At 63.8% G+C, this 21,166-nt stretch carries 22 protein-coding genes and 5 pseudogenes; 19 read left to right on the forward strand and 8 right to left on the reverse strand.

The features are described from left to right. The first annotated feature begins 279 nt into the window (after positions 1-279). The 6 genes and pseudogenes from KB879_RS40540 to KB879_RS32695 all read left to right on the forward strand — a co-directional run. On the forward strand, positions 280-816 hold the full coding sequence (locus tag KB879_RS40540; RefSeq protein ID WP_211983600.1) for a reverse transcriptase domain-containing protein: 537 nt from the start codon (positions 280-282) through the stop codon (positions 814-816). A gap of 43 nt (positions 817-859) precedes the next feature. Next, positions 860-1,731: pseudogene (locus KB879_RS32675) on the forward strand (IS701 family transposase); the annotation flags it as partial. Positions 1,732-1,824: 93 nt separating this feature from the next. Next, on the forward strand, positions 1,825-2,223 hold the full coding sequence (locus tag KB879_RS32680; RefSeq protein ID WP_249221569.1) for a transposase: 399 nt from the start codon (positions 1,825-1,827) through the stop codon (positions 2,221-2,223). After that, entirely contained in the window at positions 2,220-2,567 is a 348-nt protein-coding gene (gene tnpB, locus KB879_RS32685) for an IS66 family insertion sequence element accessory protein TnpB (RefSeq protein ID WP_211984308.1), read from the forward strand. Before KB879_RS32680 ends, tnpB (KB879_RS32685) begins: the two co-directional genes overlap by 4 nt. A gap of 51 nt (positions 2,568-2,618) precedes the next feature. Further along, positions 2,619-4,217 (forward strand): IS66 family transposase, encoded by a 1,599-nt coding sequence (locus tag KB879_RS32690; protein WP_211983602.1) that lies wholly within the window; start codon positions 2,619-2,621, stop codon positions 4,215-4,217. Positions 4,218-4,261: 44 nt separating this feature from the next. Beyond that, positions 4,262-4,801 (forward strand): annotated as a pseudogene (locus KB879_RS32695) (IS701 family transposase); the annotation flags it as partial. Between the two features lie 220 nt (positions 4,802-5,021). Here KB879_RS32695 and KB879_RS32700 read toward each other — a convergent pair. Next, positions 5,022-6,041, reverse strand: coding sequence for an IS3 family transposase (locus tag KB879_RS32700; RefSeq protein WP_211983603.1), 1,020 nt, complete (start codon positions 6,039-6,041; stop codon positions 5,022-5,024). A 14-nt stretch (positions 6,042-6,055) separates the two neighbouring features. Then, a complete protein-coding gene (locus tag KB879_RS40275; RefSeq protein ID WP_256449360.1) occupies positions 6,056-6,178 on the reverse strand; it encodes a hypothetical protein in 123 nt (40 codons plus the stop codon). Positions 6,179-6,237: 59 nt separating this feature from the next. Here KB879_RS40275 and KB879_RS32705 point away from each other — a divergent pair, with 59 nt between their 5' ends. Continuing rightward, entirely contained in the window at positions 6,238-6,534 is a 297-nt protein-coding gene (locus KB879_RS32705; protein ID WP_371827461.1) for an SOS response-associated peptidase family protein, read from the forward strand. A gap of 547 nt (positions 6,535-7,081) precedes the next feature. Here KB879_RS32705 and KB879_RS32710 read toward each other — a convergent pair. Continuing rightward, a pseudogene (locus tag KB879_RS32710) lies at positions 7,082-7,306 on the reverse strand (transposase); the annotation flags it as partial. A 233-nt stretch (positions 7,307-7,539) separates the two neighbouring features. On the opposite strand from KB879_RS32710, the gene KB879_RS32715 reads away from it, so the two are divergent. The 9 genes from KB879_RS32715 to KB879_RS32755 all read left to right on the forward strand — a co-directional run bounded on the left by KB879_RS32715 (position 7,540) and on the right by KB879_RS32755 (position 13,935). After that, positions 7,540-7,845: a hydroxyquinol 1,2-dioxygenase gene (locus KB879_RS32715; RefSeq protein WP_211983606.1), complete on the forward strand. Its 306-nt coding sequence runs from the start codon at positions 7,540-7,542 to the stop codon at positions 7,843-7,845. Between the two features lie 65 nt (positions 7,846-7,910). Continuing rightward, a complete protein-coding gene (locus tag KB879_RS32720; protein ID WP_211983608.1) occupies positions 7,911-8,186 on the forward strand; it encodes a DUF2282 domain-containing protein in 276 nt (91 codons plus the stop codon). Positions 8,187-8,284: 98 nt separating this feature from the next. Then, positions 8,285-8,668, forward strand: a complete 384-nt coding sequence (locus KB879_RS32725) for a DoxX family protein (RefSeq protein ID WP_249221570.1) — start codon at positions 8,285-8,287, stop codon at positions 8,666-8,668. Positions 8,669-8,725: 57 nt separating this feature from the next. Then, entirely contained in the window at positions 8,726-9,490 is a 765-nt protein-coding gene (locus tag KB879_RS32730) for an alpha/beta hydrolase (RefSeq protein ID WP_211983610.1), read from the forward strand. A 47-nt stretch (positions 9,491-9,537) separates the two neighbouring features. Next, positions 9,538-9,813 carry a hypothetical protein gene (locus KB879_RS32735; protein ID WP_211983612.1) on the forward strand — a complete coding sequence of 92 codons (276 nt, stop codon included), beginning with the start codon at positions 9,538-9,540 and terminating at the stop codon, positions 9,811-9,813. Between the two features lie 87 nt (positions 9,814-9,900). After that, complete coding sequence (locus KB879_RS32740) at positions 9,901-10,725, forward strand: DUF692 domain-containing protein (protein WP_211983614.1); 825 nt, start codon at positions 9,901-9,903, stop codon at positions 10,723-10,725. Next, positions 10,722-11,474, forward strand: a complete 753-nt coding sequence (locus KB879_RS32745; protein WP_211983616.1) for a DNA-binding domain-containing protein — start codon at positions 10,722-10,724, stop codon at positions 11,472-11,474. Before KB879_RS32740 ends, KB879_RS32745 begins: the two co-directional genes overlap by 4 nt. 95 nt (positions 11,475-11,569) lie before the next feature. Then, positions 11,570-12,547 (forward strand): alpha/beta fold hydrolase, encoded by a 978-nt coding sequence (locus KB879_RS32750; protein WP_211984314.1) that lies wholly within the window; start codon positions 11,570-11,572, stop codon positions 12,545-12,547. A gap of 47 nt (positions 12,548-12,594) precedes the next feature. Next, positions 12,595-13,935 (forward strand): acetamidase/formamidase family protein, encoded by a 1,341-nt coding sequence (locus KB879_RS32755; protein WP_211983618.1) that lies wholly within the window; start codon positions 12,595-12,597, stop codon positions 13,933-13,935. Between the two features lie 38 nt (positions 13,936-13,973). Here the strand turns inward: KB879_RS32755 and KB879_RS32760 are convergent, their stop codons facing one another. From KB879_RS32760 to KB879_RS32780, 5 genes are all read right to left on the reverse strand, one after another. Beyond that, positions 13,974-14,129 (reverse strand): hypothetical protein, encoded by a 156-nt coding sequence (locus KB879_RS32760; protein WP_211983620.1) that lies wholly within the window; start codon positions 14,127-14,129, stop codon positions 13,974-13,976. A 246-nt stretch (positions 14,130-14,375) separates the two neighbouring features. After that, the gene (locus KB879_RS32765; protein WP_211983621.1) at positions 14,376-15,086 is read right to left on the reverse strand and encodes an SDR family NAD(P)-dependent oxidoreductase; all 711 of its coding nucleotides are present in this window, start codon (positions 15,084-15,086) and stop codon (positions 14,376-14,378) included. A 287-nt stretch (positions 15,087-15,373) separates the two neighbouring features. After that, a complete protein-coding gene (locus tag KB879_RS32770; protein WP_211983622.1) occupies positions 15,374-16,450 on the reverse strand; it encodes a porin in 1,077 nt (358 codons plus the stop codon). A gap of 198 nt (positions 16,451-16,648) precedes the next feature. Continuing rightward, positions 16,649-17,194, reverse strand: a complete 546-nt coding sequence (locus KB879_RS32775; protein ID WP_211983623.1) for a thioredoxin family protein — start codon at positions 17,192-17,194, stop codon at positions 16,649-16,651. 233 nt (positions 17,195-17,427) lie between these two features. Continuing rightward, positions 17,428-17,745 carry a hydroxyquinol 1,2-dioxygenase gene (locus tag KB879_RS32780; protein WP_211983624.1) on the reverse strand — a complete coding sequence of 106 codons (318 nt, stop codon included), beginning with the start codon at positions 17,743-17,745 and terminating at the stop codon, positions 17,428-17,430. A gap of 540 nt (positions 17,746-18,285) precedes the next feature. On the opposite strand from KB879_RS32780, the pseudogene KB879_RS32785 reads away from it, so the two are divergent. The 3 genes and pseudogenes from KB879_RS32785 to KB879_RS32795 form a co-directional block, all read left to right on the forward strand. Further along, positions 18,286-19,542: pseudogene (locus tag KB879_RS32785) on the forward strand (IS256 family transposase). Positions 19,543-19,952: 410 nt separating this feature from the next. Next, entirely contained in the window at positions 19,953-20,201 is a 249-nt protein-coding gene (gene tnpB / locus KB879_RS32790; RefSeq protein ID WP_211983625.1) for an IS66 family insertion sequence element accessory protein TnpB, read from the forward strand. Next, positions 20,099-21,115: pseudogene (locus KB879_RS32795) on the forward strand (MFS transporter); the annotation flags it as partial. The gene tnpB (KB879_RS32790) and the pseudogene KB879_RS32795, both read left to right, overlap by 103 nt. Between the last annotated feature and the right edge of the window lie 51 nt (positions 21,116-21,166).

The raw sequence follows: 21,166 nt of genomic DNA on the forward strand, positions 1-21,166 counted from the left end.
CAGTGCTGCGCGCGTCCACTGGACTGAGCCGTTCGTAGGCCTTCTGCAATTGTTCGCCGGAATATCGGTTCGGCTCAAAAGCGAGACGCACTCGCCAGTGCTTGCGTCGTCCCCGTGTCATCGATGCGACTCCCAGTCAGTGGGAGCAACGGCCTCAAGCACGAGAACCGCATCAATGGCAAGACATTCTCTGGACCATGGCGCCAGGCACTCCCTTGATATGCGAAGGCCACATCTTACCCGCGAGTTTGCTATGTTGTTGCCGGGGTTATCAGTCCATTGTTAGCTAACCTCTTTCTTCACTATGCGTTTGATCGATGGGTCCAGACTGAGCATCCGGAGGTGCCGTTTGAACGGTATGCCGACGATGTGGTCTGTCATTGCAAGACGAAGCAGCAGGCGGAAAAGTTCCTGTCTGTCTTGAGGGGGCGGCTTACCGCTTGTGGGCTTTCGCTACACCCGGAAAAGACACGCTTGGTTTACTGCAAAGATGGACGGCGTCGAGAGGAACATACCCACACCAAGTTCGACTTCCTTGGATTCAGCTTTCACGCTCGGACGGTACAAGACCGAGAGGGAAACTTGTTCACCGGATTCGGACCTGCGGTAAGTCAGAAGGCGCTAACGCGAATGTCTCAGGCCATCAAAAGCATGGGTCTCAATCGAAGTACCTCATTGACGCTGCCCGAACTGGCGCGGCGCATAAACCCAATGGTACGGGGATGGGTGAATTACTACGGTGCCTTCTATCCAGAGCCGCTAAAACGGTTCTTGATCAGAATAGACTTACGGCTTGGTAGTCTTACTGTGTCATAAATGTGCCATACTATAAACTCCTTGGCACCCTTCATGAAGAGCGATGAGCGCGAGCGAGCGATTTGAGCAATACATGGAGCATTTGGCGGCGGGACTGGGGCATGCGGACCGTCATGCGGGACTCAAGGGCTCTGCACAGGTCTGATGCTGCCGCTCACGCGGAAGAGCGTGGAGCCGATGGCGGCTGGAGTCGACCCGCTTCACGCTAGCGCTCGCCACCAGGCACTGCACCACTTTGTGGCCAAGGCCGATTGGTCCGATGAGGAGATGCTGCGCCGGATCAGTCAGTGGGTAGTGCCCAGGATGGATCTCTCGTCCGGCGGCTTCTGGATCATTGACGACACAGGCTTCCCAAAGAAAGGCAAACATTCGGTTGGGGTCGCGCGTCAGTATTGTGGGGTGCTGGGCAAGCAGGACAACTGCCAGGTCGCGGTCAGTGTGTCGCTGGCCTGTGCGCAGGCGAGTGTGCCTGTCGCCTATCAACTCTATCTGCCGCGGGAGTGGGCGGAAGATACTGAGCGGCGCAAGAAAGCGGGAATTCCCGACGAGGTAAGGTTCACGACGAAGACCGAGATTGCTCTGCAACAACTCGAATCGCTGTTGGCCGCCGGCGCGCCAAAGTATTGCGTGTTGGCCGATGCCGGCTATGGGGTGGACAACGCCTTTCGCCAGCGTCTGAGTGACCTGGGCATGCCGTATGTGGTGGGTATCACGTCCGCAGTCGTGGTCTGGCCACCCGGGGTGGAACCGTTGCCGCCGAAGCCATATAGCGGCATCGGCCGCCCGCCCGTGATGCCGCGACGCACTCGCAATCGACAGCCGATAAGCGTCAAGGACCTGGCGCATTCACTGCCGCCTACCGCGTTTCAGGCGATTAGCTGGCGCGAAGGCTCAAACGAAACACTCAGCGGGCGCTTGTAACCGTCCGCTGATGGCCGTGTAGACGCGCAAAGCGAATGTATCCAGAGTAGTCCCCACTAGAATTTGGCGGAGACTACTTTGGAGTCTGTGGCAAAGCAGGTTGGCCGCATTCAGGGCAGCCGCAATCATCCGATTGAGCTTAAACGTAGGCTGGCAGAAGCTGCATGCGTGCCAGGCGTCTCCGTTTCGAAGCTAGCGCTGGAACACGGCCTGAACGTCAACATGGTCTTTCGCTGGCGTCGCATGTATAGGGCTGGCCATTTCGGCCCTCCTGAGGTTGCGCACGACCCACTGCTGCTGCCCGTCATTGTTGCACCTGCAGTCGACGCTTCGTCCGACCTACCTCCTGCAGGGAATCAGTGCGATCAGCCGGGCGAGTCGCCGACCGGAGTCATACGATTGCAACTGGCCAAGGGACAAGTGACCATTGAAGGCCGAGTCGATCCGGAAGCTCTGCGCACGGTGGTGCAATGCCTGAGCCAATGATGGGGCCGCCGGCGAACACCCGAATCTGGGTTGCCGCAGGTTTTACGGACATGCGCTGCGGCTTTGATGGCCTGGCGGCCAAGGTGCAGACGGTACTTCAGAAGGATCCCTTCTCAGGCCATGTGTTCATCTTCAGAGGCAAACGTGGCGATCTGCTCAAGTGCCTGTACTGGCGCGATGGTGGACTGTGTTTGTTTGCCAAACGGCTAGAACGGGGGCGCTTCGCATGGCCGCGCGCTGACGGTGGGGTGGTAGCTCTGACGAGCGCGCAACTTGGCCTACTGCTGGAGGGATTCGATTGGCGGCAGCCGATCGATGCGGCTCGCCCGTGCAGTGCTTTGTAAACGTCTGTGACAACGCACGTGAGGGGAGATGCAGGCGCGTAAACTGCCTGCATGAACTCCAGCGACGCTTCGCTCCCGGACGACATCGACGCCTTGAAGGCGCTCCTGCTTGCGCGCGAAGCGGCGCTGCGCGAGCGTGACAGTGACCTGGAGCATCTGCGCGACACCGTCTCGACGCTTCAGAAGACCCTCTCTGACCGAGCGCTGGAGATCGAGAGCCTGAAGCTGTGGATCGCCAAGCTCCAGCGAATGCAGTTCGGGCGCAAGTCCGAGAAGATCGATCGCCAGATCGAACAACTGGAACTGCGACTTGAGGACCTTCAGGCCGACGAAGGTGCGACGGCTCTCGAAACGATCAAACAGCGCCCCAGTAGCGCAGGCAAATCTACAGAACGCAAACCGCTCCCTGATCATCTACCGCGCGAAGATATCGTCCATCAACCCGATGATGCGTGCTGTCCGCAGTGCGGTGGGACACTCAGCGATCTTGGCGAGGACATCGCCGAGCAGCTCGAGTACGTGCCCGGGCATTGGCGAGTGATTCGTCATCGTCGACCGAAAAAGGCTTGCGCTTGCTGTGACTGCATCGTCCAGGCGGCCGCGCCCAGCCGTCCCATTGATCGCGGTATGCCGGGTCCCGGCCTGCTCGCCCATGTCCTGGTTAGCAAGTTCTGCGATCATCTCCCGCTGTACCGTCAGTCAGTGATATACGCACGAGATGGTGTCGAGTTGAGCCGATCGACGCTGGCCGATTGGGTCGGCCAGGCCAGCGCACTGCTGCGCCCTCTGGTCGATGCCATTCGACAGTACGTGATGGCGGCCTCGAAGATCCATGCCGACGACACGCCGGTCCCGGTGCTCGAACCCGGCAATGGCAAGACCAAGACAGGCCGGCTCTGGACCTATGTGCGTGATGACCGGCCGGCCGGCTCGACGGACGCGCCGGCCGCCTGGTTCGCATACAGCCCCAGTCGCTCGGGAGAATATCCGCAAGCCCACTTGAAGGGCTTCAGGGGAGTCCTGCAGGCTGATGCGTTCGCGGGCTACAACGCCATCTATGAGAGAGGTGACGTGCGAGAGGCCGGATGCGTCGCTCACGCAAGACGCAAATTCCATGACCTGTACCTGGCTCGCAGGAACGAGGTCAACACCGAGGCATTGCGCCGGATCGGCGAACTGTACGCGATCGAGACCGAGATCCGCGGCAAGCCACCAGACGAGCGAAGACGCGTCCGACGGGAACGGGCGCGGCCCTTACTGGATGCCTTTGAAACGTGGTTGCGCTCGACACTCAGCACGGTGTCGCACAAAAGCGATACCGCGAAGGCAATCAATTACGCATTGAATCAGTGGGCCGCACTAACGCTGTATGTCGACCATGGTCACGTCGAGATCGACAATAATGCGGCGGAGCGCGCACTGCGAGGAGTCGCTCTCGGCCGGAAGAACTTCCTGCACTTCGGCTCCGACAGTGGCGGTGAGCGCGGCGCCGCAATCTATGCACTTGTTGCGACAGCCAAACTGAACGGTCTCGATCCCGAGGCTTACCTCCGACACGTCATTGCTCGCATTGCCGAGCACCCCGTCAATCGCGTCAGCGAACTACTGCCATGGGCTGTGGCGGATCAGGTTCGCCAGAGCGCAGCCTGAAAGTATTCCCTCGTCAAGAACGCTGACGGTCGGACGGTTACGGGCGCTTTGCCGCCGTACGAGTGCGTCACGCCGGTGGCAATAGCGGCAAGGCGCGTCTGCGCCCCGAGCAGTGGTTGCTAATCGAGTGGCCTGCTGGGGACGCTGACCCATTGAAGTACTTCCTATCGACCCTCCCGGCTGACATTGCGCTGGATGAACTGGTCGCCCAGGCACACATGCGTTGGCGCATCGAGCGCGACTACCAGGATTTGAAGCAGGAATTGGGGCTCGGGCATTACGAAGGCCGAGGGTGGCGGGGCTTTCACCACCATGCTGCAATGAGTATTGCCGCTTATGGACTCCTGGTCTCTGAACGAATTGCCGCCGGCGGTTCAGTTGGCGCCAAAAAAAACTTCATCGCACGCCAAACGCCTGCCCTTCCCGCAGATTACATTCCGCGGGGAAGCCCAGCGCGCCCAGCGACACGTGGCTGATTCAATCACCACGATCCGCCATCAACTCAGCATTCTATTGATCGGCAGACTCGCCATGTGTCCGTGCTGCCGGAAGCCGAACAAACGGCTTCTCTTGTGACACAGTAAGAGTAGGTGGGCGCGAAACAAGTACAAGCGGTTGAGAGGACACAAACGACAATCCTGGGCGTCGCTCAAACGATGTCGGGAAAGTCTTCCTCAGCTCTTCGCGCACTGGGATTTCTGTTTCGAAGAACGGCGGACAAGAGGAGCCGTATGAATCGAGAGATTCACGTACGGATCTGTGAGAGCCTGAGGGGGCAGTTCCCTCGGGCCACTCGACCCTCGGTCATGCGGCCAATGGGTGTATATCGACGCTCCCAGAATGGGTCTCGACGATGGAATCGCGTTCGGGGTTCAGGGTCACTGCACCGATAGGAGCCCAGTTGCGCGTGGTGCCCGACCAGCGCTGCGGATTGCGTGCACGAGCCTGGAGATATACCTCGTGGCGGGCGGCGAGGATCGCGGTGTCTTCACCCGCATGACGCTGTGCGGGGCTGACATAGCGGATGCCGCTGTGCCGGTGATCATGGTTATACCAATGCACGAAGCGCGAAGCCCAGGCGCGAGCCTCCTCGAGGTTGGCGAAGCCCTTGTCAGGGAACTCCGGCCGGTACTTCGCCGTGCGGAACAGGCTTTCGACATAGGCGTTGTCATCGCTCACACGCGGGCGCGAGTACGACGGCTTGACGCCCAGCCAGTTCAACATCGCCAGGACGGTCGTGGCTTTCAGGGTCGAGCCGTTGTCGCCGTGCAGCACTGGCTTGGCCGTCATGGCGTGGATGCCCTCGGCCAGCGCAGTGCGCTTGACCAGGTGCGCCGCATGGTGGGCATCGTCGCTGTCGTGCACCTCGAAGCCCACGATCTTGCGGTACCAGTCGATGATCGCCACCAAGTAGGCAAAGCCGCGCGCCAGCCGGACGTAGGTCACATCGATCGACCACACCTGGTTCGGCCGCGTCACCCTCACGCCGCGCAGCAGGTACGGATAGACCTTGTGCTTCGGATGCTTGGCGCTGGTCGCCGGCCCCGGCGCCATGCCCGACAACCCCATCTCGCGCATCAGGCGCTGCACGCGCTTGCGGCTCACCACGCAGCCCTGGCCACGCAGGAACACCGCCATGCGCCGGCTGCCGTAGAACGGCCGGTTCGTATATTCCTCGTCGATCAACCGGCACAGCCGCAGATCCTCGGCGCGCTCTTCACGCGTCCCCTTGCCCAGCCGCCGATACACTGTTGCGCGCGACACTTCCGCCAAGTCGCACTGCCGGCTCAAGGGCAGTTCCTCCGCACCATCGATCCACCCCATTCGGGCTTCCCGGCTCACTCCCCCAACTTTTTTTTAAGCCAATCCACTTCCATCTTCAGCCGCCCGATCTCGCCGTACAGGCGATCCTCGGCCTTGAATTCCGCCGTGTGTACCTTGCGCTTCTTGCCTTCACTCATTCGCCATCACCCCTTCAAGGACGACAGCTTAATCTACCGCCTGATCACTGTCTCAAATCGTGGGTCCACTTTACCGGATTAGCCCGGCCGACGAGCCTGCCTTTGGCATAGCGGGCCTCTGGCGTCGCTGGCCGGATGACACCTTCACCTTCACCATGCTGACGGTCAATGCGGAAGGCCATGAGGTGATGGGCCGAATGCACAAGCCCACCGCCGAGAAGCGGTCGGTCGTGCTACTGCCCTCTTGGGAGTGGGACTCCTGGCTCCAGTGTGGTGAGCCGGATATTGCACGTACTTTCATGAGGCTTTACCCGGCCGAGAAGATGCGGGCGACCCCCGCCCTGCAGGCCGTGTAATCGGTTTTCGATGGCATCACCCCTGGCCGCGGATTAGAGAAGGCACCAGACGGGCGCGACCATTTCACCCCAGTAGGGATGGCTGTCGCCCATGGATTCGCACAGCTGGTGGGCGCAGCGCACTGTACGGAACCGGAATTCGTGAGACTACGCGTCATTTCCCTTCGCATCCGAAGTAAGGTTCTCACGTTCCATACTGAAGCCTGAATTGGGCTCTTGCCGCCTTTACACCGACTGCCACCGGGCCAGTAAGCAGGTGTCGTCCCGGTTTGTCCCGCAGTACCTGGTCTGCTGCGGTTTCGACAGTACCTTGTAGCACTAACGATGTGTCATCGGCCGGTTCGCTTTCGCTCAACTTCCCAATCCTTACCTGCCACCCTGACTCGGATAGCGTTTCCACGGTCGCTCACCACCACGTATTTTGGACGCAGCAGCACCGTGCGGTTTGAAGCCCGCCCCTGCAGGCCGGCTTCGGGAGGTCTACTCCCATCTTCCGTACAGCACCGCAGGCTCACGCCTGCGTTCGTGACACACACCAGGCCGCGGCTTTTGCCAAGATATCGCGCTCCATCTTGACCTGCCGAAGCTCTCTACGAAGACTGGTCAGCTCCTGACGCTCGGCGGTGCTCAAGCCATCGTGACACTTGCCGGCGTCGCGGTCGGCCTGTGCAACCCAGTTGTAGATGGTTTGTGCTGTGGGTTCGAATTCCTTGGCCAGGTCTTCCGGCGTCCGGCCGGCATGGACCAGGTCACCCCGCCAAGCCAGCCGCAAACCACACCTCGCCCAGGAGCACCCCTCTCCACATCTCACCCCCAAATTCCCCCTCTTTGTATGCCTCTGTATCAATCCCCACCCCTGATACGCACACCCACACAATCCCCCCCCCACCCGCTACGGTGGCGATACATCGATCGCCTTAAATACGTTCCGTGGCCGGCGGCGAGCAGCAACGATCCGATCCGAAGGCCGCCATATCCAAACGCGAACTTTCAGGGAAACCGATCATGAACACCCACATCGTCAAGCGCTTTGCAATCGCCGTTGCTCTTCTCGCTGCCGCCGCGGGCGCGCAGGCCGCATCGTCCAACATCGGCGCGCGTGACGCATTCACCAACGGCGCGCGTTCCGTGCAGGAGCCGCGCAGCCCCTACAGCGATGGCGCGCGCGACTTCGACACGTTCACCGAAGGCGCGCGCACCGTCGACCCGTACCTCGACGGCGCCCGCACGCTGGCCGGCCTGGACCGCACCGGTGTGTCGGCCGAACCGTCCCGCAGCGTCGATCCCTACCTGGACGGCGCCTACGCCTGATACCCGCAGCAGAACCCGCCTTATCCACTACCACCAATCCCAATCCTGACAACCGGAGTCACCCAATGCACCGCTCGAAGGCCCTTATCGCCGCCACCCTCGCCCTGTCGATCAACGCCCTTGCCGGCGCCGCCCACGCTGCCGAGCCGCCCAAGGCCCTGGAGAAGTGCTACGGCGTCTCGCTCGCCGGCAAGAACGACTGTGCCGCCGGCCCCGGCACCAGCTGCGCCGCCACCTCCAAGGTCGACTACCAGGGCGACGCATGGACTATGGTCGAGAAAGGTACCTGCGCGACGATCAAGACGCCCAAGGGCTACGGCTCCCTCAAGCCGATCCAATGATGTCGCGCACCAGCCAACAAGCGATGGTGATGGTACCGGCCCCGGCAACGGCAACGTCGGCGGCGACAGCGGCAAAGGCAAGGGCTGTGAATGCCGCGATGCTGCTGGTCGCCCGGCTGGGCATCGCCTCGGTGTTCTTCCTGTCGGGAAGGACCAAGGTGGAGGGGCTGCTGACGATCAAGGCGTCCACCTACGCGCTGTTCGCGTCGGAGTACGCATTGCCGCTGATCCCGCCGGACGTGGCCGCGGTAATGGCCACGTGGGCGGAGCACCTGTTCCCAGTGCTGCTGGTGCTGGGCCTGTTCACGCGCTACTCGGCCGCGGCGCTGCTTCTCATGACCGCGGTGATCGAGATCTTCGTGTATCCGGCGGCATGGCCGACCCACCTGACCTGGGCCGGCCTGCTCCTTCCGCTGCTGGCATACGGCGGCGGCGCCTGGTCGCTGGATCGCGCCGTGCCTTGCGTGCTGCGCAAGGTCTAGCCGGACCAGATACTACTTCATTCAATGCAGGCCTTTCCGGCCTGTCGGAGATACGCAATGCGGTTCATACCGATGCTCGCCACCACGGTGGCGCTTGCAATCCCCGCGCTCGCGCCGGCGGCCACGCCGCCGGCACCCGCGGGTGCCAAACACATCCTGTTGATATCCGACGCCCATGAGGACGGCTCGGGCTGGCGCGTGGTCCACGACATCCTGTCCCACAAGGGCTACAAGGTCAGCGTGGTGCAGCTGCCGCACGTGTCGATCGGCGACGACGTTGGCGTCGTACGCGACCAGATCGCCATGCAGCTCGGCCCCGTCGTGGTGGTCGGCCATGGCTATGGCGGCCTGGTCATCTCGGAAGCCGGCGCCCGTCCCAAGGTGAAGGCGATGGTGTACGTCGCCGCCTACCAGCCGGACGTCGGCGAAGGCGTGAAGCAGCTCAACGCTTCCAAGCCGGCAGCCGGCGCGGCCAGCGTGCGCTCGACGCGCGATGGCCACCTGTACATCGATCCGGACCGCTTCAACGCGGACTACGCAGCCGACCTCAAGGTCAATCGCACCAACTTCATGGCGGCTTCGCAGCTGGCGGTGCCCGACGCGCTGTACGCCGGAAACATCTGGACCGCCGCATGGCACGACAAGCCCACCTACGCAATCGTCGCCACGGAAGACCGGCTGGTGAACCCTGACCTGCAGCGCATGATGTACAAGCGCGCCGGCTCGAAGGTGACCGAGGTCAAGTCCAGCCACGCCGTTCACATCTCGCAGCCGGAAGCGGTTGCGCAGGTGATCGAGGAAGCCGCGCGCAACGTCCAGTAGCGGCTCATCTGTTTGTTTCTTTCCCAATCCAATCTGGAGAATTCATCATGAGCATGACCAAGAAGTCCCGCGCCGCCCTGGCCGCCGCCACCGCCCTCGTTGCACTGGCCTCCCTGTCGATGACCGCGCCGGCCCGCGCCGCCTCGGCCGGCGGCGACGAGCCGGGCCGCTGCTACGGCGTCAATTCCTGCAAGGGCACCAGCCTGTGCGCCACCGCCAGCAACGACTGCGCCGGCCTGAACGAGTGCAAGGGCAAGGGCGTGCTGGTCAAGCCGGCGTCGGTGTGCCTGAAGGAAGGCGGCACCCTGACCGAGCCGAAGTAACCGCTGCAAGCAGCGCCGGAAAGCTCCCCGGCGGCACAGGCCGCCGGGGACCTTCCCCACCCTCCTCGCACTGCCGTGAGCATCCCCATGCCAGTACTCAGTCAACCGGTCGCAGGCTATGGCCTTGGCCTGCGCAAGGAACACTACCAGGACTTCCTCGAGACCGAAGTCCCGGTCGATTTCGTCGAAGTGATCTCCGAGAATTTCATGGTCGACGGCGGACGGCCGCGCCATGTGCTGCGCGAGGTGCGCGGCCGCTATCCGGTGGTCCTGCACGGTGTGTCGATGTCGATCGGCTCTTCCGACGGACTCGACCGCAAATACCTGCGGCGCCTGAAGGCGCTGGCCGACGAGATCGAACCGCTGTACGTATCCGACCACCTGAGCTGGTCCCGCATCGACGGCTTCAATTCCCACGACCTGCTGCCGCTGCCTTACACTGAAGAGGCACTCGATGTCGTCTGCGGCAACATCGCGGTGGCGCAGGACGTGCTCGGCCGCGCCATGCTGTTCGAGAACCCCTCGAGCTATCTCGCCTTTCCCGGCGGCATGACCGAATGGGAGTTCCTGGCGGCGATGTGCGAGCGTACCGGCTGCGGCCTGCTGCTCGACGTCAACAACATCTACGTCAGCGCAACCAATCACAGTTTCGACGCGCATGCCTTCGTCGACGGCATTCCCGCGGCGCATGTGCGCCAGATCCACCTCGCCGGACATACCCAGGGGCCCGAGCTGCTGATCGACACGCATGACAGCGCGGTCTGCGACGCAGTCTGGCAACTGTACGCCCGCGTGCGGTCCCGCGTCGGCGCCGTCGCAACCATGATCGAGCGCGACGGGAACATCCCGCCGCTCGCCGAGTTGCTCGACGAGCTTGCGGTCGCGCGCACCATCGGAGGAGAAGCCGCATGAGCCTCGCCGCATTGCAGAAGGATTTCCATGCCTGGCTGACCACGACATCGCCCGATGCGGCGCAGCGCATCGCGCCGGCTGCCACGGGCGGCCTGGCGGTCTACCAGAACAACTACCGGGCGCAGCTCGTCGGCTGCCTCGAGACTTCATATCCGCGCGTGCACGAGTGGATGGGTGATGAAGCCTTTCTCGCCACCGCCGTTGCGCATATCGCCAGCCATCCGCCGCATGCCTGGACGCTCGATGCCTATGCGGACGGCTTTGGTGAAACGCTGGCCGCACGCTATCCCGACAACCCCGATCTGCACGAGCTCGCGTGGATCGAGCACGCGATGTCCCAGTCCTTCATCGCCGCTGACGCCGCGCCGCTGGCGCCGGATGCGCTGCAGGACGTCGACTGGGATGCCGCCCGGCTGGTGCTGGCGCCGTCCGTCCGCATCCGCACCGCGACGACCAACGCGGGGGATACGTGGAGCGCCCTCAGCGACGGCGTGGCGCTGCCCGAGAGCGAAATGCTGGCGGCACCGGCGGGCCTCGTCGTGTGGCGCCGAGCCTTTGGCTGCTACCTGCACCAGGTCGACGCCCTCGAGCGCGACGCGCTCACCCTCATGCAGAACGACGGCCGCTTCGACACGTTGTGCGAGTGGCTGGTCGAACGTCTTGGCGAGGACGACGGCATCGCCAGGGCTGGTGCCCTGCTGGGCAACTGGCTCGGCAGCGACCTCATCGCACGCATAGAAGTGGTCTGACCATTCTCCACCATCCAACCCGGAGCAAAGACGCAGTGAGCAACCAGTTCCAATCCCGTCGCCGGCTGCTGCTGTCCGGCCTGGCAGGCGCCACCATGGCTGCCGCTTGCCACGTGCTGGCATCGCCGGCCGCCAGTGCTGCAGCAGCGGCCTCCCCGCTGAAGCGCATGCCGGTGCGGCAGGTGCGCACCGACTATCTCGATATCGGCTATCACGAGACCGGCCCGGAGAAGGGCCGTCCCGTGATCCTGCTGCATGGATTCCCGTACGACATCCACAGCTATGTGGATGTCGCCCCGATCCTGGCGGATCGCGGCTTTCGCGTCATCGTCCCGCACCTGCGCGGTCACGGCACCACGCGCATCCGCGATGCCGCCACGCCGCGCGCTGGGCAGCAGGCGGCCATCGGCGAGGATGTGATCGCGCTGATGGATGCGCTGCACATTCCCGAGGCCGTGCTGGCCGGCTACGACTGGGGCGGGCGCGCCGCCTGCGTCGTGGCGGCGGTGCGTCCGACACGCTGCGTGGGGCTGGTGTCCGTCAACAGCTACCTGATCCAGGACATCGCCCGCGCCACGGCACCGCTGCCGGCGCCGGTCGAGCACGGCCTCTGGTACCAGTACTACTTCCAGACTGAGCGCGGCCGCGCGGGGCTGGAGGCCGGCCGCCGCGACATCGCCCGCATCCTGTGGAAGAACAACTCGCCGACCTGGCAGTTCGATGACCAGACGTTCCTGCGCGCTGCCGAGGCGTTCGACAATCCGGACTATGTCGACATCGTGATCCATTCGTACCGGCACCGCCTTGGCCTGGCGCCGGGCTATCCGCTGCACGAGGCTACCGAGAAGAAGCTCGCGGCGATCCCGCCGATTCCTGTGCCGACCATCACGCTGGACGGCACCGCCGACGGCGTGGTGCCCGCCACCGACGGCAAGGCCTCGGCCGCCCGCTTCACCGGCCCGCGCACCCATCGCCAGGTCCCCGGCGTGGGCCACAACCTTCCGCAGGAAGCCCCCGAAGCCTTCGCCGACGCCGTGACCGAGCTCGTACGTGGCGGCAAGTGGCGCACGTAGGCAACCCAACCACCAATCAGGCAGCAAGTCTCAGGAGACAGCAAGACATGACATCCGAATCGCGCAACAGCATCGCCAATACCGAAGCCGTCGACTGGCTGCGGGTCCAGACCTACACGCAGGGCCTGATCGGGCCCGGCCAGCCGATGCTGGGGCCGCTGGCCGACGGCGGCACGCTGGTCGCCGGTACGCCGCCCGGCTGCTGGGGGCCGATGATCACGCCGTCATTCGAGGGCGGTCACGAGGTCACGCAACCCGTCGCCGTCGCCGGGGCCGAAGTCGGCGACGCCGTGGCGCTGAAGATCCGGCGGATGACGGTGACCTCGTTCGCGACCTCATCCGGGGTGATGGAGTTCGTCGAAGGCCGCTACCACGGCGACCCGTTCGTCGCCAAGTTCTGCGGCCAGTGTGGCACCGAGCACCCCGCCAGCCATGTCGAGGGCATCGGCGAGGCGGCGATCCGGTGCAGTCATTGCGGCGCGGAGGTGAGTGCCTTCCGCTTCAGCCACGGCTACGTCATCGTGCTGGACCAGGAGAACCACATCAGCCTGACGGTCAACCAGGAGGTGGCGAACCGGCTGGCCGGCAAGGCGCCGGAGATGTCCGCGCTGCCCGAACTGGCCGCGCAGCATTCGATCCTGTCGCTGGCGCGCGCCGACATGCCGGGCGTGGCGTCCCGCATGCGGCCGTTCCTGGGAAATATCGGCACGACGCCGTCGCGGGACATTCCCGACTCGCACAACTGCGCGGACTTCGGGCAGTACCTGGTCGGCGCGCCGCACCGGTTCGCGCTGAGCACCGAGGCGCTGCACGAGGCCAAGACCGACGGCCACATGGACACCAATTCCGTCCGCGCCGGCTGTATTGTGATCAGCCCGGTCAAGGTGCCGGGCGCCGGGGTGTACCTGGGCGACATGCACGCCCAGCAGGGCAATGGCGAGATCGCGGGCCATGCCACCGACGTGTCGGGCGAAACGGAACTGACGGTCGAGGTCATCAAGGGGCTGACGATCAGCGGCCCGATCCTGCTGCAGAACGTCGAGGACCTGCCGCCGCTGGCGCGCCCGATGTCGAAGGCAGAACGGCAGAAGGCGCGGGAACTGGGCAAGCGCTGGGGCCACGCGGAAGTCGAGGTCTCTGCTCCGGTCACCTTCATCGGCAGCGGCGTCGACCTCAACGCGGCGACGAAGAACGGCCTGCAGCGTGCCGCCGACGTGACGAGCCTGCCCTACGACGAAGTGCTCAACCGCGCGACGATCACCGGGTCGATCGACATCAGCCGGCTTCCCGGCACGGTCCGCGTCACCTTCCTGTGCCCGCTGCCCGTGCTGGACCGAATGGGGATCGGACACCTGGTGCGGGAGAAATACGAGATCGAACAGGACTGAGCATGCACGAATGCCCGGCGCTTTGGCGCCGGGCATGTTCAGCGGTCCCTGACCCAGCGTCCAAGCGCGGCACACGCCCGCAGCAGGGCACTGGTCACGAAGAATACCGAGCGCATGCCGACATGTACGCCGTCTGCGGCGTCTGCGGCGTCTGCGGCGTCTGCGGCGTCTGCGGCGTCTGCGGCGTTGTTCATCGTAAGCGCCCTGATGTCGATCGCGGGCGACCGGCGATATCACACATGCTGAAAATGCTAGCCAAGCCATTGCAAGTGCACTAACGATTTGTATTGATGTGAGGTATCACCGGGACAGTTAGCCGGCATGCCGGCTGAATTCGGCGCGCAACGGCTGTGCGTGCGCGCTTCGGGCATGGATGGAGGCGGCCTGGCCGCTCCCCGGGGCAAGGCGCCCAAGGCGGGCCCCTTGCCGCGCGATGGCGCTCAGTGTCCGGCGCTCTGCCCGCCGTCCACGTGCAGGATCTCGCCTGTCACGAACGGCGCATTGTCCAGGTACAGCACGGCCTGCGTGATGTCGTTCATCTCGCCCATGTGGCCGACCGGGTGCAGCGCGCCAAGCGCCTCGTGTGTCTCCGGCGCGTGCATCGGCGACTTGATCACGCCCGGCGCCACAGCGTTCACGCGGATGCCCGTCTTTGCATACTCGATCGCCAGCGACTTCGTCGCGCCGTTCAGCCCGCCCTTGCTGAGCGAGGCCAGCACCGACGGCACGCCGCTGATCGCGTGATCGGCCAGGCTCGTGGTGATGCTCACCACGTGGCCGCTGCGCTGCTTTTCCATCTGCGCGATGGCCAGCTGCGTGATGTGGAAGAAGCCCGACACGTTCACATTGAGCACCGCCGCGTAGTCCTCGGCCGTGTACGCGGTGAACGGCTTGGCGATGAAGATGCCGGTGTTGTTCACCAGCGTGTCGATGCGCCCGAACCTCTCCAGCGCAGTCTCGATCACGTGGCGCGCGGTGGCCGGATCGCCGATGTCGCCCGCCACGGTGACGACCTGCGGATCGTCGGACGGCCGGATGCTGCGCGCCGTGGCCACCACGCCGTAGCCACGTTCGCGGAAGGCCTTGACCAGTTCGGCACCAATACCCTGGGAAGCGCCGGTAACCACGGCAATCTTTTGCGAAGCACTCATTTGCACACCTCTACGTAAGTCAGTGAATGGGATCTGGCTGTCTTTGCCAATCGAGTCGCTGCGACCGATGGATACCAATCTTGGGGAAGACGCCCCGGCGTTGAATGCTCAGCGTGCACAGTCTCTTTTGCGCGGCAGGAACGAATTTGGGAAGGAGCGCGAGGGGCAAGGCGCTGAAACCGGGCGGATGATGGCGGTACGCGCTGTGGGGAATGCAAGGCAAGATAGCCCCCGCCAGTGCTTTCCGGCACCGGCGGGAGCAACGGGGATCTTCAGGAAACAGCGGGTCAGAAGCGGTGACGGACGCCCACCACGCCGCCGAACTGGTTCTTGCCGGGTTCGATGTTGTAGACGGCGGTGGATCCTGAGCCGCTGTTGTAGCCGTTCACGCCCAGGTACGAGTTGTCCTTGTTCAGCGCGTACGACACGGAGGCATAGAGATCGGTGCGCTTGGACAGCGCATAGTCGCCCGTCACCACGAACTGCCACGGATCGGCACCGGTCTGACGGAAGTCCTGGTAGTAAGCCGCGCTGGTCAGGCTGAACGCCGGCGTGAACTTGTACGCCAGGCCCGCCCAGTACAGGTTCGAGCCGGCATTGGCGGCCTGCGCGCCCGGCAGCGTGGCGCCGTTCAGTGCCTTGGCGAGGCGGTATCCGGCGAACACCTTGGCCTGGCCCGCCGCATACGTGCCCGCGACCGCATAGCGACGCAGGACCGGCGCCTGGTCCGCGGTGGTGCCGGTATGGGCGTCGTCGTAAGCCAAGCCCACCGAGAACGGACCGCTGGCATAGGAGAGGTAGGCGCCGAAATCGCGGCCGAACACGTTCTTGCCGGCCACCTCGTTGCCATTGGACTGGAACGAGTAGAACGCCGACGCTGTCAGTCCGCCGAACTTGCCGACATACTTGACCGCGTTGTCGGCGCGGGCAGCGAATTCCGGTGCGATCGAGAGAATCCCATAGCGGTCGGCGATCGCGGCGGGATCATAGACGTTGCCGAAGTCGCGCAGGGACGTCTGCTGGCGGCCGAACAGCAGCGAGCCGGATCCGCTTTCGAGTCCCACGTACGCATTGCGGCCGAACAGCCGTCCGCCCTGCGTCGAGTTGCCCGTATCCAGGTCGAAGCCGCTCTCCAGGTGGAATATCCCCTTCAGCCCGCCGCCCAGGTCCTCTACCCCTCGCAAGCCCCAGCGCGAGCCGGACTGGTTGCCGGAGCTCACCCGGAAAAGGTTGTCGCCGGATCGCCCTGCATTGCTGTTGTATTCGATGCCGGCATCTGCGATACCGAACAGGGTAACGCTTGTCTGGGCGTGCGCGGCGGTAGCCACCACCGAAGTGGTGACGATGACGAGGGTCCTCTTCATTGGATTGGATTTCCTATCGTGTTGGTGTTTCAGGCTCTTGGGAATGGGCGACGCGACCCGGGCTGGTCAATTCCTGGCCAGCCCGGGTCGCGGATCGCCGGTACAGCAGTCGCCCTGGAGGCGAGGTACTTGGTGCGCTCCTGCCGGCGCGCGGGATAGGTCGGTGCGCCAGGCGCAGGGAAGGCTCAGGGATGTGCATCAGGCGTGCGGGCGTTCGGCCAGCAGCTTGCGGATGGTCGCCTCCGTCTCGTCGTAGCTGCCCTCGCCATAGTGCTGGTAGACGATATGGCCGTTGGCATCGATGAGGTACGTGGCGGGCCAGTACTGGTTGCGGTACGCCGACCACATCGCGTAGCCATTGTCCTGCGCGACCGGGTAGCGGATGTCGTAGCGCTTCAGCGCCTCCTTCAAGTTCCCGGTCGATTTCTCGAACGGAAACTCCGGCGTATGCACGCCCACGATGACCAGTCCCTGGTCCTTGTACTTCTCGTGCCACTGCTTGAGGTACGGCAGCGTGTTGATGCAGTTGCCGCAGGAGTAGGTCCAGAAGTCGATCAGCACGACCTTGCCGCGCAGCGACTCCATCGTGAGCGGAGGCGAGTTCAGCCATTGGTCGATGCCGCCGAACTCCGGCGCGCGACCCTGGTCGCCCACCGTGGGCCCAAGCCCGGTACGGCCAAGACCTATGAAGCAAGCTACGGCAATGACGGCCGCGGCGATTGCGATGCGAAATAACGTGCGCATGATGCTGACCCGTGGAAAGCAGGCCTCGGATTCGATAGCCAGTATTTCAGCCCCTGCGCGTATCTCCGCCGTTTCACGAGGACTCGCCTTTGCATCGCTTCATGTCGCAGCGGCCTGCCGATACACGCGGATACAAAGCCCGGCGGATGCTTCACATGTAGAGGGGCTGGAAAGCGCCCGGGGCGTGACACCCGGGGGCAAGAGATCACGGCACGGCATGGCCGTGATGCATGTCAGGCGTAGGCGCCGTCGAGATAGGGGTCCGCGCTGCCTGCAGGCTGCGCCGACACGCCGGTCCGGTCCATGCCCGCCAGGAACCGCTCGCCGTGATCGTGCGGATCGACATTGCGCGCACCGTCAGTGTACGGGTCACGGGCTCCCTGCACCGTGCGGGCGCCATCGGTGTACGGGTCACGGGCTCCCTGCACCGTGCGGGCGCCATCGGTGTACGGGTCGCGCGCGCTGATGTTGGAGGACGTGGCGTGCGCGCCGGCGGCGCCGGCCAGCAGGGCGACGATAAGGACAAGACGCTTGGCGATGTTGGTGTTCATGATCGGTTTCCTTGGAGAGATGTTCATCTGGTATTGCGCTTCCGGGTTCTCAGCGTTGCTGTGCACTGCCGGGCACGGAACGTATTTAAGGAGACCGATGTATCGCGGGGTTAGCGTTTGGAAGGCGTTTGCGTCATTGGGTGTATCGGGTTGGGGGGGAGGATACAAACGGGTACAAAAAAGGGGATGTGAGCGGGGGATTTCTTGGGGATTTGGGGTTCTACTTCACAGCATGCGGGGCCTGCCTGCCACGTAGAACTCCGCGGCGGCCACGGATTGACGTGCTGATTGAACGAACCCCGAAACTGCACGTGGCCCCTGCTGCTGTTCGCCTTTGGCTGCGCTGCGCGCGTCTCAGAACTCCAGTCTGGATCGTGCCTCGCTGCGCTCGCACGGGAGCGTTGGAGGCGCGCGTCGCTGCGCTCGCATGGCGTGTCGTAGGTGGCCCTGCCGTTCGTCGTCTGGAACCTCGTGATGGCCTTCGTCAGGGCCTGTCAGAAATTTTGTGTTTAGGGCATAACATGTCACCAAGGAGCATGTATGCCACGCAAAACCAAGACGAGCCAGGCCGCTGACCGGGGAGCTGCCGACCATTCCCGAGGACCTGATCGCGCATTTCGTCAAGGGTCCGATGACCGCTGAGGCGGTCCAGGACGCCTCGATGGCGTTCAAGAAGGCCCTGATCGAGCGCGCCCTGGGCGCTGAACTGGGCCATCATCTGGGCTACCCGGCTGGTGCTGAGCGCCCAGCCGGCACGGCCAATCAGCGCAATGGCAAGAGCGCCAAGACGGTCTTGACCGATGACGGCCCACTGCGGGTGGATATCCCACGCGACCGCGATGGCAGCTTCGATCCGATCCTGATTCCCAAACACGAGCGGCGCTTTACCGGGTTCGACGACAAGATCATCGCCATGTACGCCCGCGGCATGACCATACGCGAGATCCAGGCGTTTCTGGCCGAGCAGTACGGCACCGAAGTGTCGCCCGAGTTCATCAGTTCGGTGACCGACGCAGTCATGGATGAGGTAATCACCTGGCAGTCGCGCCCGCTGGAAGTGATGTACCCAGTGGTGTTCTTCGACGCGCTGCGGGTCAAGATGCGCGAGGACGGCGTGGTGCGCAACAAGGCCGTCTACCTGGCCTTGGGCGTGCTGCCGGACGGCACGCGCGACATCCTGGGCCTGTGGATCGAGACTACCGAAGGCGCCAAGTTCTGGATGAAGGTGTTCAACGACCTGAAGACTCGCGGCACACAGGACATCCTGATTGCTGTCACTGATGGGCTCAGAGGCATGGAACAGGCCCTGAATGCGGTGTTCCCGAATACGACGCTGCAGACCTGCATCGTGCATCTGATCCGCAACAGCCTGGAGTACGCCAGTTGGAAGGAACGCCGGGCCGTGGCGGCGGCGCTCAAGCCCGTGTACACGGCACCCACTGTCGAAGCTGCGCTGGCCGAGCTGGCGGCCTTCGAGCAAGGGGAATGGGGTCAGCGGTACGCACCGATCGGCGCATCCGGGCGTCGTGCCTGCGATCAGGCGATCCCGTTCTTTATGTTCCCGCCAGCGATCCGCAAGATCATTTACACGACGCCATCGAGAGCATCAACGCACAGCTGCGCACGAACATCAAGACACGGGGCCACTTCCCCAGCGATGAAGCTGCGACCAAGCTGCTGTGGCTGGCCCTGCGCAACATCACCGGGAAGTGGGGCAGTTCAACGCACGACTGGAAGGCTGCCATGAACCAGTTTGCAATCCTCTACGAGGAACGTTTCACCCATCCGCATCGTTGAGATAATGCTGGCTCACCGCTCAAGTTGACGGTGAGCCTAGACTACCCCCTCGATCTTCCAGCACACGGCTCACAACGTGGATAAGACGATCCCGCTCTATCGCCTGGTCGACGCGGGAAAACCTAGGCCATAAAGTTCGGAATCTCGGCAACAGAGGCTTCCGGAGACCGAGCTTCCTGAACAACCGGAACGAACGCTGCCAGCGAACCGTGTTCCGCGGCCTTCGCTCAGACGGTGGTCGTGGCCCCGCATCCGCCGATGGCCGTCGCCGTTGAACCACAACCTCAGCCATCGCGACCAGTGGCGCTGCTGAGCGCGAAGTTGCCAAACGGCGTGACGGTTGAGCTCGCATGCGGTGGGCGCGACGGTGAGCTCGTAAAGGCAATGATCGAAGCGTTGGGAGCGAGCTGATGTTCCGCTTCGACGAAGGGCTGAAGGTCTACCTCCACCGGGAAGCAGTGGACTTCCGCAAGAGCATCAACGGTCTGTCGGCGCTTATCGAGCAATCGCTGGGGCTGGATCCGTTCGCGCAGGCGGTCTACGTGTTCCGCAACCCTTCCTGGCGACCGCCATCACCGCGCCCCTCTGGGGACGATTGGCAGATCGCTTCGGGCGCAAGCCGATGCTGGTTCGCGCTGCGGTGGGTATGGCCATCGTGATGTCGATGATCGGACTTGCGCACAACGTCTATGAACTCGTCGCCCTGCGGTTTGCGGCGGGCCTGATCGGGGGCTATGCGTCCGCAGCCACGGTCATGATCGGCACGCAGGCACCGCCCGACCGCGCGGGATGGGCGCTTGGCGTGCTGTCCAGCGGTGCACTTGTCGGCAACCTGGTTGGCCCTCTCGTCGGCGGCCTGCTGCCGAACCTGATTGGTATTCGAGGCACCTTTTTTGCGGGCGGTGCGGTCATCGCGGTGGCGGCGTTGCTGACCATCCTTGTGGTACGCGAGGATTTTCAGCGGCCGGCGAAGCGGACAGATGGCCTCCCTGCCGACACGGGCGTGCGCCAGCACACCTCCCGCCTTCCCTTAATCGCACTTCTGGTAACCGCGACCATGGTGCTGCTTTCCAACATGTCGATTGAACCCATCATCACGATCTACATTGGTCAACTCGGCGTGCCTCATTCGCAGTTGGCCAGCACCGCAGGAATCGTCATGGCGAGCTCGGCGTTTGGCAGCGTCATGACCGCTTCACGGCTTGGCGCGCTGGCTGACCGAATCGGCGCCTGGAAAGTCATCATTGGTTGCCTGGTGGCGACGGCCATTGTCATGATTCCGCAGGCTTTCGTGCAGAACTGGTGGACGCTGGCGATCTTGCGCGGCTTGATGGGCATGACGCTGGCCGGTCTGCTGCCGAGCATCGCCAAGCTCGTGCGCCAGTCGGTCAACGAAAACCAGTCGGGCAAGATGCTCGGCTACCTGCAATCGGCCCAGTTCGCTGGGCAGGTGATCGGCCCCTTGATTGGCGGCCAGATCGGTGTGCATGTCGGCATGCGCGCGGTGTTCTTCGCGACCAGCGGCCTGCTGCTCGCGTGCGCCGTGCTGGACCGCTGGGCGAAAGCCCGCTGATCGCACCTGATTGGCCCTGAGCAAACCGGCTGCCGGCGGATGCCTGCGGCC

The sequence above is a fragment of the Cupriavidus sp. KK10 genome (assembly GCF_018223725.1).
Classification (GTDB): domain Bacteria; phylum Pseudomonadota; class Gammaproteobacteria; order Burkholderiales; family Burkholderiaceae; genus Cupriavidus; species Cupriavidus necator.